The organism is Pseudoalteromonas sp. SG41-5, assembly GCF_014164495.1.
GTDB lineage: Bacteria > Pseudomonadota > Gammaproteobacteria > Enterobacterales > Alteromonadaceae > Pseudoalteromonas > Pseudoalteromonas rhizosphaerae.
In genome coordinates this window covers 1-12,378 of the sequence record NZ_JACJFH010000065.1, presented here as the reverse complement: position 1 = coordinate 12,378, position 12,378 = coordinate 1, and the positions used below count along the sequence as shown (strand labels likewise).

At 41.0% G+C, this 12,378-nt stretch carries 14 protein-coding genes; 8 read left to right on the top strand and 6 right to left on the bottom strand.

Annotation, left to right across the window (positions count from 1 at the left end; all coding sequences use genetic code 11):
• Position 1: 1 nt before the first annotated feature.
• Positions 2-811, top strand: a complete 810-nt coding sequence (locus H5232_RS15785) for a carbon-nitrogen hydrolase family protein (RefSeq protein ID WP_145238760.1) — start codon at positions 2-4, stop codon at positions 809-811.
• Positions 808-2,247, top strand: coding sequence for a metalloprotease TldD (tldD, locus tag H5232_RS15780; RefSeq protein WP_149982653.1), 1,440 nt, complete (start codon positions 808-810; stop codon positions 2,245-2,247). The genes H5232_RS15785 and tldD overlap by 4 nt, the downstream gene beginning before the upstream one ends.
• Before the next feature lie 85 nt (positions 2,248-2,332).
• Here the strand turns inward: tldD and H5232_RS15775 are convergent, their stop codons facing one another.
• Positions 2,333-3,223: a LysR family transcriptional regulator gene (locus H5232_RS15775; RefSeq protein WP_182797536.1), complete on the bottom strand. Its 891-nt coding sequence runs from the start codon at positions 3,221-3,223 to the stop codon at positions 2,333-2,335.
• Positions 3,224-3,338: 115 nt separating this feature from the next.
• On the opposite strand from H5232_RS15775, the gene H5232_RS15770 reads away from it, so the two are divergent.
• From H5232_RS15770 to H5232_RS15745, 6 genes are all read left to right on the top strand, one after another.
• Positions 3,339-3,743 (top strand): lactoylglutathione lyase, encoded by a 405-nt coding sequence (locus tag H5232_RS15770; RefSeq protein ID WP_182831170.1) that lies wholly within the window; start codon positions 3,339-3,341, stop codon positions 3,741-3,743.
• Between the two features lie 39 nt (positions 3,744-3,782).
• Complete coding sequence (locus tag H5232_RS15765; protein WP_054202524.1) at positions 3,783-4,883, top strand: alkene reductase; 1,101 nt, start codon at positions 3,783-3,785, stop codon at positions 4,881-4,883.
• A 29-nt stretch (positions 4,884-4,912) separates the two neighbouring features.
• A complete protein-coding gene (locus tag H5232_RS15760; RefSeq protein ID WP_182831169.1) occupies positions 4,913-5,452 on the top strand; it encodes a YbhB/YbcL family Raf kinase inhibitor-like protein in 540 nt (179 codons plus the stop codon).
• Positions 5,453-5,501: 49 nt separating this feature from the next.
• Positions 5,502-6,404, top strand: a complete 903-nt coding sequence (locus tag H5232_RS15755; RefSeq protein ID WP_310736706.1) for a polysaccharide deacetylase family protein — start codon at positions 5,502-5,504, stop codon at positions 6,402-6,404.
• Between the two features lie 196 nt (positions 6,405-6,600).
• Positions 6,601-7,170: a DUF2799 domain-containing protein gene (locus H5232_RS15750; protein WP_182740319.1), complete on the top strand. Its 570-nt coding sequence runs from the start codon at positions 6,601-6,603 to the stop codon at positions 7,168-7,170.
• Positions 7,171-7,193: 23 nt separating this feature from the next.
• Positions 7,194-7,442 carry a hypothetical protein gene (locus H5232_RS15745; protein WP_259399450.1) on the top strand — a complete coding sequence of 83 codons (249 nt, stop codon included), beginning with the start codon at positions 7,194-7,196 and terminating at the stop codon, positions 7,440-7,442.
• 71 nt (positions 7,443-7,513) lie between these two features.
• Here the strand turns inward: H5232_RS15745 and H5232_RS15740 are convergent, their stop codons facing one another.
• From H5232_RS15740 to H5232_RS15720, 5 genes are all read right to left on the bottom strand, one after another.
• The gene (locus tag H5232_RS15740) at positions 7,514-8,350 is read right to left on the bottom strand and encodes a mechanosensitive ion channel family protein (protein WP_145238627.1); all 837 of its coding nucleotides are present in this window, start codon (positions 8,348-8,350) and stop codon (positions 7,514-7,516) included.
• Between the two features lie 115 nt (positions 8,351-8,465).
• Entirely contained in the window at positions 8,466-9,197 is a 732-nt protein-coding gene (locus tag H5232_RS15735) for a glutaredoxin family protein (protein ID WP_182760726.1), read from the bottom strand.
• A gap of 114 nt (positions 9,198-9,311) precedes the next feature.
• Positions 9,312-9,770, bottom strand: a complete 459-nt coding sequence (locus H5232_RS15730; protein WP_182740321.1) for a hypothetical protein — start codon at positions 9,768-9,770, stop codon at positions 9,312-9,314.
• Positions 9,719-10,984, bottom strand: coding sequence for a tetratricopeptide repeat protein (locus tag H5232_RS15725; RefSeq protein ID WP_182740322.1), 1,266 nt, complete (start codon positions 10,982-10,984; stop codon positions 9,719-9,721). The genes H5232_RS15730 and H5232_RS15725 overlap by 52 nt, the downstream gene beginning before the upstream one ends.
• Before the next feature lie 198 nt (positions 10,985-11,182).
• Entirely contained in the window at positions 11,183-12,229 is a 1,047-nt protein-coding gene (locus tag H5232_RS15720) for an AraC family transcriptional regulator (RefSeq protein ID WP_182831168.1), read from the bottom strand.
• Positions 12,230-12,378: the final 149 nt, after the last annotated feature.

Genomic DNA, 12,378 nt, shown 5'->3' with positions numbered 1-12,378 from the left:
TATGATAGTCGCTCTACAAATGTGCTCCGGGCTGTGTGCTGATGACAACATGAATCAACTTAGGCAACAGTTAACCACGCTTCCTGCAACTCGGCCGTTACTGGTGTGTTTACCTGAAAGCTTCTTAGTGTTTGCTAATAGCGGTCATGAAACACTTGTTGTAGCAAAGCAAAGTGATGTTTATCAACAACAATTAAGTGAGTTATGTCGCCAACATGATATTTGGCTAGCAGCAGGTACTGTGCCTATTGCCACAGAGCATGACAAATACTTTGCAGCGTCTTTGCTTTTTAATGAGCAAGGTGAAGTGCTGGCCCAGTACAATAAAATGCATTTATTTGACGTTGATGTTGCTGATGGGACTGGTGCGTATCGCGAGTCTAACTTCACCGAAGCGGGCAGTGACATTGTGGTGGTCGATTCACCGTTTGGTAAAATAGGTCTTACAGTATGTTATGATCTACGCTTTAGTGGCTTATTTAGTGCTTTGCAACGAGCCGGGGCAGAGGTTATTTTAGTGCCTAGCGCATTTACTACCATAACAGGTGCAGCTCATTGGCAACCGTTATTAACGGCCAGAGCGATAGAGACGCAAAGTTATGTGATTGCTGCTGCGCAAGTAGGGCAACACGAAAATGGTCGCGCGACATACGGCCACAGTATTATTATTTCTCCTTGGGGCGACGTCCTCAGCGAGCTTGCAAATGGCATTGGGTTTATTGGTTGTCAGCCAGATCTAAACCGCTTACACGCCATTCGTCGAGATATGCCAGTGCAATCTCACCAACGATTTAGAGAGCATTTATTATGAACACGGTTGAACAGCATTTATTACACGACAGTCAGCTAAATCGAGAAGAACTCGAAAAAACGCTTGGTTTTATTCATCAGCATAAAGTTGATTACGCGGATCTTTACTTTCAATCTAGCCACCATGAATCATGGGTGCTTGAAGATGGCTTAGTAAAAGAAGGCTCGTACAACGTTGAACGTGGCGTAGGTGTACGTGCCGTGAGCGGTGAAAAAACGGGGTTTTCGTACTCTGATGCAATTAATTTAGAAGCACTTAACAAAGCCGCAACCGCTGCGCGCAGTATTGCCGAAGCAGGTGAAAGTAAAGCCATTCAGGTATTTAGTGATGTAGCAGCAAAACAGCAGTTTGCACCACTGCAGCCGATTCAAAGCATGAGTGATACCGACAAAGTAAATTTATTACGTGAGCTTGAAAATTATATTCGTGAGCTTGCTCCTGACGCAGAGCAAGTTATTAGCTCTATGTCTGCGGTGTATGAAGAAGTATTGATTGCGGCCAGCGATGGTACATTTGCCACCGATATCCGCCCATTGATCCGTTTAAATTGTTCGGTATTACTTGAAAAAGACGGCCGCCGTGAACGCGGTGGCGCAGGTGGTGGCGCACGTTTAGACTATGGTTACTTTAAAGAACTGGTGGATGGTAAACCCCGTTGGATGGAATACGCAGAAGAAGCCGTACGCCAAGCAAAAGTAAACCTTGAAGCTATTGACGCTCCAGCGGGCACGATGGAAGTGGTACTTGGCGCAGGTTGGCCAGGAGTATTACTGCATGAAGCCGTAGGTCATGGCCTAGAAGGCGACTTTAACCGTAAAGGAGCCTCGGCATTTAGCGGTAAAGTGGGCCAAAAAGTCGCATCAGAGCTGTGTACTGTAGTTGATGACGGCACCATTGCCGATCGCCGAGGTTCACTTAATGTGGATGACGAAGGTACTCCTGCAGCGTACAACGTACTTATCGAAAACGGTATTTTAAAAGGCTACATGCAAGATAAAATGAATGCGCGTTTGATGGGCGTTAACCCAACTGGTAATGCGCGCCGTGAGTCATACGCGCATTTACCTATGCCACGTATGACCAATACTTATATGTTAGGCGGCGAGCACAGCCAAGCCGATATTATTAGCACAGTTAAAAAAGGTATCTTCGCCCCAAACTTTGGTGGCGGCCAAGTAGATATCACTTCAGGCAAGTTTGTATTTAGTGCCTCAGAAGCCTACTTAATTGAAAACGGAAAAATTACTCGGCCAATCAAAGGCGCCACATTAATTGGTAACGGCCCTGAAGTTATGCAACAAATCTCTATGGTAGGTAATGATTTAGCGCTTGATAAAGGCGTGGGCGTTTGCGGTAAAGATGGCCAAAGCGTGCCAGTAGGTGTTGGTCAGCCAAGCCTGAAAATAGATAACCTAACAGTAGGTGGCACGGCTTAATTTTTATAACTGTCAAACGCTCTAAATAAAACCTTGAAAGTGCAAACTCTCAAGGTTTTTTTATTAGAGTCTATTATCTTCAAAGTTAAATTTGCTGCTGAAAGAAATCCATAAATGCGACAACTTGCCGTGGCTGAAATTGCCTTGATGGGTAAAGAAACTGCAAGCCAATCTGTTGTTTATCTTTATTACTAAAACCGAGAATATAGTCATCAAGTAACGTCACTAAATTACCGTTAGTTAGATCATCATTAATATCTACCATTGATTTTAGAGCAATACCTGCACCGTTAATTGCCCACTGTCTGATCACTGCACCATCACTGCTACTCATAGCTACAGGTACGCGAATTACCTCGTCTTTAAAATGCCAATCATGCATCGATTGACCAAGTCTCTCCATTACTAAGCAGCGATGATTTAATAAATCGCTTGGTTGTAAAGGTTGGCCATGTATTTTTAAATATTCAGCTGAAGCACATAACACACGTTTATTGGCTTTGATCATTCGGCTAATCAAATTACTATCGGGTAAGTTTCCAAAGCGAATAGCAATATCAATGCCTTCTTCAACTAGATTAACTAAGCCATCGGTTAAATGTAGGTGTGGTTTTACTTGTGGATTCAGTGCTACAAATTTAGCTATTGCAGGGGCAACAAACTGTTTACCAAAGTCAGAGGGTGCGGTTACTTTGAGACTACCCGAAAGAGTGTTTTTACTAAGCTGAATACTTTGCTCTGCGGCATCAATTTCAGCAATCACTCTTAAACAGCCTTGAAAAAAGTGCTCTCCAGCCTCGGTTAATTTAATACTTCGAGTATTACGTATTAATAGTCGGGTTTGATAGTGATTTTCAAGCTGGTTGATACGTGCCGTCATACTCGCAGGCGATAAACCAATTTTTCGCCCAGCTGCAGCAAGCCCGCCAGAGCGCACCACATGAACAAAAAGCTGCATATCATCAATCTTAGCCATCGTTCCTCACTCTTTATAATTCAGTATTAATGAATAGTGTTTTTGATATTAACTCAATTATCAAATTTAAGTAAATAGTTAAACTGGTTGTACTCATTATCAACAGAGAAAGTTTATGCGTTTAGATCATGTATTAATTTCTAGTTGTGATTACCAGGCGATGCGACAGTTCTTTATAATTTCAGTTGGGCTAGTTGAAGGGTATCGTCCGCCTTTCCCTTTCGAAGGGGCATGGTTATACGGCAGTGATAATGTTGCTTTGATTCATTTGGTTAATGCCACGGGTAATAAAGCGCAACAGGGTTACTTATCAGCATTAAACAGCAAAACCCAAGGCCAAGGAGTGGTAGATCACATTGCGATTCGTAGCATAGGTTATCAAGGATTGAAAAGTCGCTTAGCGCAAACAGGTATAAGCTACTTTGAGCGAACCGTGCCAGAGCTGTTAGAGCAGCAAGTATTTATACCTGGACCAGAAGAGATAAAGGTCGAAATGCTATTTAGTAGTGATGAAATTTAATTTAAATCCAGATAAACATTATTTATAAGAGAGTTAGTTATGTCTATAGAATCCTTATTTGAAGTTAAAACCCTCGGTGGCATGGTCACGCAAAATAGAATTGTGATGGCACCTATGACCCGTTCGCGAACTGCGCAACCGGGTGATATTCCCACTGAACTGATGGCCACTTATTATGCGCAGCGTGCTACTGCAGGGCTGATTATTTCTGAAGCAACACAAATTTCTGCTCAGGGCAAAGGTTACTCATTTACGCCAGGTATTTACACGCAAGAACAAATCGAAGGTTGGAAGCAAGTAACACAAGCTGTGCATAAAGAAGGTGGTAAAATATTTTTACAACTTTGGCACGTTGGTCGAATGTCGCACTCTTCATTTCATCATGATGGAACGCCAGTTGCCCCATCTGCACTTGCCCCAGATGCACAAGTTTGGGTGGTAGGCGATGATGGAGAAGGACGGATGCTTGACTGCCCAACCCCACGAGCACTAAGTGTTAAAGAAATTAAAGAAATAGTAAATGACTATAAGCAAGCGGCAATTAACGCGATTGAGGCTGGTTTCGATGGCGTTGAAATACATGGAGGTAACGGGTATTTAATTGATCAGTTTTTAAGACGTTCAGCGAATAAACGCACAGATGAATATGGCGGTAGCCAAGAAAACCGTATTCGTTTTGCCTGTGAAATTATTGGCGCAATTAGTAATGCCATTGGAGCTCATAAAGTGGGTATTAGATTAGCGCCTTTTATCACTCAGCGTGGTATGGGTGATAGTGAAGCAATTGACACTATTTTATTGGCAGCAAAGCAATTTGAGCAAATTGGTATTGCGTATATTCATCTTGCCGAAGCGGACTGGGACGATGCACCTACCGTAACACCAGAGTTTAGAGTCGCACTTCGTCAGTATTTTAGTGGCGCGATTATTGTTGCCGGTAATTATACCGAGCATTCAGGTGCGCAGCTTATTGAACAAGGTCTTGCCGATTACATCGCATTCGGTCGTCGTTTTATTGCCAACCCAGACTTACCGTATCGTATTCAAGAGCAACTGCCACTAAACACGATTACCGATGGGAGTACATTGTTTGGCGGTACAGCCAAAGGTTATACCGATTACCCAGCATATCAAAAGTAACTTTTTAACTGAAAATATAAGGGCTAAAAATGGTTAATTTTTCAAACTCAGTAGTTACTTTACTGATCAGCGGGCTGTTTAGTAGTGCCAGTTTTGCGGCTGAATTTAGTTTATCGAGCCCTGATTTACAGCCAGGGCAGGCAATAAAGAGTGAGCAATACTGGAATAGCTTTGGTTGTCAGGGGAGTAATGTTAGGCCACAACTTAAATGGCAAAATGCGCCTAAGAAAGCCAAAAGCTTTGCCGTGACAGTGTATGACAATGACGCACCAACTGGCAGTGGTTTTTGGCACTGGGTAGTACATGATATTCCTCTTACTAGTAACTCACTATCTTCAACGACTTTGCCCGAAGGGGCCATTGAAGATAATACAGATATGGGTAAGCCCGGGTACTTTGGACCATGTCCACCAGAAGGACGCAAGCATAGCTATACCTATAAAGTGTATGCATTGGATGTAGAAAAATTAGCTGTTCCACAAGGGGCAACAAGTGCACTTACAGGGTTTTTCTTACATCAGCACTCTTTGCAAACAGCCGAGATCACAGTAACGGCAGGACCGCGTTAATTAGTTAAGGAGATAAAAAATGAAGGCTTTACCTTTACTCACTTTTTTAATGGCACTGTGCAGCAGTAAGTTGTTAAATGCGGCCCCATTATCTGATAAATCAGGTTATTGGCCTGATGATGCACAATTAGTGATTTCTATTTCAATGCAATTTGAAGCAACAGCACAAGATAGCTCTGATGCAGGGCCGTTTCCTCAAATAGAGCAGGGTTATCACGATACGATTTCGCCTACTTGGTATCAGTATGGGATGAATGAAGGGATCCCACGATTACTTGATCTATGGGATAAACATAATATTAAAGTTACTTCTCATATGGTGGGTAGGGCTGTGGAATTAAATCCAGCACTTGCTAAAGAAGTGGTTTCACGAGGGCATGAAGCATCGGGTCACGGCCAAACATGGACACCACAATATTCTATGAGTGTTGAACAAGAGCGCGCTTCATATATTAAAAGTGCAGATATTATCGAAAAAGTGACAGGCATGCGGCCGGTTGGCTTTAATGCATTTTGGATGAGACACTCAAAAAATACACTTACGCTTTTGCAAGAGCTGGGGTTTATTTATCATATTGATGATCTATCGCGTGATGAGCCTTCTTTTACACCAGTAAATAATAAGCCTTTTGTGGTTGTACCTTATACTTTTCGTAATAACGACATTGTGCGCTATTCAGGAAGCACTGCAATGACGGCCCAAGCCTACTTACAAGAGTTAAAAGATGAGTTTGACGTGTTATACGCTGAAGGAAAACACAGAAGACGAATGATGTCGATTAGTGCTCATGACCGTATTGCAGGAACGCCTGCGCGAGTAAAAGCGCTTGATGATTTTATCCAGTATGCAAAACAGCATACTGGTGTTAAGTTCATGCGAAAAGATAACATAGCCCGTTGGATAATGAAGCAACAAAATGTACCAACTAACCAAGCTCAAACGGTTAAATAAAGAAAATATCTATGAGGCAGCTTTTTAATATTATGAGTATGCCTCATGTTATTTTTTGTGATGAAAGGATTAAGTTTTGTCGTAAATTTTAAACTTCAACGGAATTAGAATAGCTTGTTACATTTTTATCATTCACTTTAAACGAATATCTCTTAAAATAGGTACTTGAATAGTCTATGACACTTCAGGAAATAGCATGTTTAGCCGTTGTATGTTTATTTTATTTCTACTATCTATATCAGGATGCTCTTCTTTGTCTCAGGATGAATGTATACAGGCCAATTGGACAAATTTAGGCTTTAGTCATGGTGAGCAAGGGTATACATTTGAACATGGCAGAGAAATCATATCTGCTTGTAGTGAATTTGGCATCACTGCAAAATTAGATGATTATCAAGCTGGTTACAAACAGGGGCTCGCAGCCTTTTGTGAGCCTGAAAATGGCTTTACCCTAGGTTTGCGAGGCGATGCGTATAACGGGATTTGTAATGACACACAGTTTAGAAAAGCATGGCAAGAAGGTAACGAGCGTTATCAATTTGAAGCAAGGAAAGCCGAGATAGATGATCGACTTAATAATATTAATTGGCGGCTGCAATCTATTAGTAATGAATTAGCGAGTGATAAATCGTCAAGTAGCCAAAGTAAAGAGTTACGCCGAGAGCGAGAACAGTTAGAGAGAGAGCGTCGTGATTTAAGAAAAGAAAAAGCACTTCAGCCATTACTCAACAAGCTTCCATCATGGCATTTTGAGTATGAGTTATAACGTGTTCTTTTAAGGTGATTAATATGAAAGTAATGTCAATTTTAATAACATTTCTGATCCTCAGTGGGTGTGCGTCAAAAGAAATGCCAGAGGGTTATGGAGATGAATTATTTGCAGAGCATGAGTGCTTAGGTGGTGAAGTTGAAACAGACTATAGCTACACAATCTTTAGTTCTGACGAAGATGAAAGTAATAAGAGCACGGTTCAATCAACTTGTCAGCCAGTAAAAACTAAAACTGAGTTTGAGCGAGATATTAGATCGGGAGGCTAGCGTTAAAAGCTTAACTCACTTCAGTTTTAATCAAGTGAGTTAAACTATGTCCATATAGTGGCATATTCTTATTATATGTGAGAGTTACTGCTTTGTTGTTTTGCAGCTTCACTGTACCAAAGCTCCATAAAAAAGGCAGTTAGCTTATGCTCTATTCCCAGCGCCTTGTCAGTGGGACAGAATAAAGTGAAGCTGGCTTTAAACTCGCCTAATTCGGTGGTGCTAAAGTGTATTTCAGGCTCAGGGCCAGAAATTTTTGCATCTAATTTTCTTTCGATAATCGAATTATAACGACCAGCCACATCTTGAAACTCTTCACAATATTGCTTCGCTTTCGTGGTTAGAGTTTCGTAAATTGGATACGGATTAAAACTTTCTTTACGCACAATACTAAAGTGATGAGTGGTAAAACGTTTTACAAAGTTTAAGTTTTTAATCGGGTTAGTGATCAGCTTATTATTCGGAATATAAATGGTTTTGCGAGAAAACTGATAGGTGTGCATGTCAATTTCATGCATGGTGGTTTTGATCCAATCGGTTTCAGCAATTTCACCATAGTATTCACCAACCTGTACCCAGTCACCAACCCGAAACGGGCGCGTGGTAACTAAATAGAAAAAGCCAATTATACATTGAATAAACTCTCTGGTCGCAAATACAATAGCCACTGCAAATGCCGCGATCGACAGCGCAAAGTTCTGGATTTCAGTAGACCATACAAATAGCAGTAATAGCACCGTTGCTAGGTTAATAGAGTGCTTAATATTGTGCGAAATATAGCGAATATCTTTTTCTTTTTTTTCTGCTTTATGGCGCGCAAATCTGTCAACCAGCGCCTTAAGAGTAAACGCAATAGTGATCATTGCTAGTGAAATAAGTACCGGATGGAGCAGTAAATCTTTGTTCATAAATTCCTAATTGATGGAGCGTTAATAAAAAATAACACGTGACCATACTAACTAAATTTTGCAGATTTAACCACGGTAGAACAGTAATAAAGGGGCAAAACCGTTATATGTTTTATCAACTAACTAGCATCCAAAGACCCGCTGTTATCATAAATAGATTCTCGGTTAATGAGATAAAACCTAGCGGTACATTGCTGTTGCCACCGACGCACGCGCACTTGAGTTCACGTTTATCTATATATACAGCTTTAAATACTGATACCGCACCAATACCACCAATAAATAACGAGAACGGCGCCACCGCTAAGGCCGGAAGTTTGGCCACCATCCCGATGGCAACATAGGCTTCAATAAAAGGATAAACATAAGCATAAGGCACAACGCGCATGGCAAGTAAGTCATAGGTAATAAATGAGTTTGAAAAGCTATATAAATCTTGTAGCTTTTGAATTGCTAACACCGCCATCGACAGTGCAATAAACAGCATTAAGTTTTGCATAGACAATAAAGCGTCGCCATTGGCATAGCTAAACCCGCAGCTGAGTAATAGTGTGACTGCAAAAATAGCTAACACTGGCGTGTAAGTTGTGCCTTGTTGACCCGCTTTGGTCAGATTGAAAAAATCGCGCAAATCATCGTACCCACCTATACGTTTATCATCAATAAAGGTTTGTGGCGTGGTTTTTACATTATGCTGCTGTTTGAATTCGTCAGTTTGCTCACGGCTGGTTAAGTGACGATCATCAACATCGTAACCATGTCGCTCTAATAAATCTTTTGATTTTAAACCGAAGGGGCAAATATGCTCATCGGTCACCATGCGATATAAAATTGCAGATTTAGACACAGTGCCTCCTTGTAAAAATGCCTTGAGTACTGCGTAAAAGTTGCTTAATTACACAGTAAACAAGGGCAAATTGTTGCTATAACTGAATAGTTACAAGGTTTATGCCAGCACTGTTTATTGCTTAGTTATGGTTAAAACAGCATCCATCACCGGATCGACACCTGCAAAGTAATCTTTTGCAGAAAGTGTAATTGGCATATCGGGCGCTAACCAAATACGATGATCTTCAGCTCTGCTTTGCTGGTGGAACTGGCTCGAAATAAGTCCTGTTTGTTTACTGTATGGTAGGTTAAACCAGCCTGCTTCACCAGCCACGTTAGGGCGGGTGCCTGATGGTTCACCTACAAAAATCGCTGGCACTATATTGGCAATCTTAACTGCTACATCATGGCCTGCCGAAAACGTATTGCGGCCAATTAATATAAATAACTTTCCTTGTGGCTTTAATACTTTAAAAAATGCGGCAGTTGCCACCATAGGTGGGTTGAGCGAGCCATTACCACCACTGTTATGGCGAAGGTCTAGCACCATATGCTCAATGTCATCGTATTTGATTTGTGCTTGTAGCTGCATAGCAAATTCAGCAAGTGTGAGATCTTTGCTATTTCGCACATCATTGAATTGTACATACAGTAATTTATTCGTTTTGATTTGTTCGCTCCAAAACGGCGTGTTGTTTTTTGTAAGTATCTAAGCGTAGGGTGTTCAGTAAGTTTTGGTAACTTAGGAAAACCTGCAAATTGCATTGACTTGAGCGCTGGTGTAACTGTGGTGATAGCCCCTTTTGGTGAGCTGAGCGTGAGTGTTACCTCGTTACCTTTGCTAATGCCAAGCCCGTTTAGTACATCAAGCAAACTTAAATAATATGGGCCCAACCACAGGGTTTGCATTTCATTATCACGAGCATTAACACGTTTAGTTAACTCAAGGGCTTGATCGGCTGGTGTATCGGCAAATGCTGCAACTTTATAGCCAATATATTGCTGGTAATCACTACTTGCTTTGGTGATGTATAAGCCATCACTAAATTGATAAAACTGAAATGGCAATTGCTGAAAGTTGCCTTTTTCACCCCATGCTGGGATCAATAAATTATGACCATTGCCAAGTAGTGCAATTAGCTCCATAAACTGAAAAATAATTTGCTGATCAATCATAATAGGAATCGCTTTATCAATGCTTGCTACTTTTTCAGCAAATTGTTGAGGGCTTATGTTTTGATACATTGCCACGTGTAAACGTTTAATCTCTGCAGCTAAAAACGCTAAATCGGTGCGCCATTTTTGATCTCGATTGAGTTCAGTCTCCAAATTATTACCTGCAAGTGATTTATAACTGGTTGATTGCGCAAAGCGTTCAAAGTGAGGGTTAGTACCAGATTTAAATAAGCTGGTGCCAGCAAGTGTTGGGCGGTCATCCCATCTTGCTGCCAGTGCTTTTTTGAGCCAATACTCGGCTTGCTGTTGGTTATTAAGCTCTGCGTATGCCTCTGCAATTTTCACCATTAAATCGTTAGGATTACTAGCCCCATTAGGAATGCCTTTTAAGCTAGTCCCAATTGCAAGTGCGCGTTGCAAAGCATTGCTGGCATTTTGATAATCGGCCAATTGAAAATAACTGAGACCAAGTAAATACCAAGTATCGCCATCATTTTGATATTCATTAATGAGCTGTTTTGTGAGTTTATTCACCAGAGCCCAGTTTTGTTGTTTAGCAAATTCTATTGCTGCTGTTTTCGATTGAAAGTAAGCGATTGGGTCTGTTGCACCAACGCGATTTGGTTGCACTTTTAAGGCTTGATTCGTTACCTCTAAAGAATGATTCGTTGCTAACGCAGAACCCGAAAAGTTTATTAATAGGCACAATATTAGTAGTAAAAAATAGGACTTGTACATCTGGAGTCTCAAAGCTGTTTTTTGTTTAAATTAGCGTTTGGGCTGTAAAAAAGCGTCCTAAAACAGGATTTAGGACGTTTTTTGTCTGTTTTATGAGCTGTTTTTTAGTGTTTGCTTCTTAAATTGACTCGGCGTTAATCCCGTTTCTTTTTTAAACACCGCATTAAAAGTCGATTTAGAATTAAAGCCAGCTTGAAATGCCAGTTCTATCAGGCTGAGTTTTTGAGGTGAGTCTTGCTCTATTTCGCGTTTAACATCATTCACTTTATGCTGGTTGATGTACTCACAAAAGTTGTTCCCCGTTGTGCTGTTAATAGCCCAAGATATTTCTTTACTACCGAGCCCTGTTTGATCTGCTAAGTCGTTTAGTGACAGCCTAGGTTGTCGATAAAGCGATTCATTAATAATCAAGTTATCAATGGTTGAGAAAATTTGCTGTGCAAGTTGCTCATCAGACGAATCAGCTTCTTCAGCTTCGGTTTCTTCAGGTAATGTGACAGGCTCGAATTGAAAGCTATTCTTGGTGGTGTGGAACAACAAAAAGCTAAACATAAGCAGTAACAGTATTTCGTTTAATAAGTACCAGTACATCTTTAAATCGAGCGGCGTGATTGGTTGCACATTCATGCGCAGCAAATCGAATACGACAATAATGGCAAAAATAAATAATGCTTTGAACAACCACTTTAACTTAAGGCTCTCAGCATCTGAGCGCGCATGCATAAGTTGTTTGTGGTAGCCCTTTAAAGTGCCATAAGCAAAGTAGAAGTAGCCAAGTTGACTGAGCGAACCGAGTAAAATGATCGCCTGCGTGTAGTGGGTAAAGGCCAAGGAAATAGCCGCAGGAATTAAGTGAACCGCGTAGTGTGATGTTATAAAGGGCTGCTTACCTGTAATCGACAAGGTAAAAAAGTAAATCATAGGCCCATACAGTAATGTAAATGCCGGTGTGATTAAGTAATCAGAAAGGCCTAACCCTTCTAACAGGTTAAAGGCGCATACACAGCCTTGAAATACAAATAGCAGCACCAAGGAACGACTTTGTTTTTGGCTATTAATTAATAATGCACCAAATAACATTTGGAACAGAAAGATACTCTGTACAAGGTGTACAGGGAATAAAGAGATTGATTGCAAAGTAGTTTACGTTCTTATTCTTTTAACTGAGTTTAACAACTCACCATCACCTTGTAATCATAGGCATAAAAAAACCTTGTGGCAGCACCACAAGGTTTTAATCTTTGCCCGAAGCCCGAAGCCCGAAGCCCGAAGCCCGAAGCCCGAAG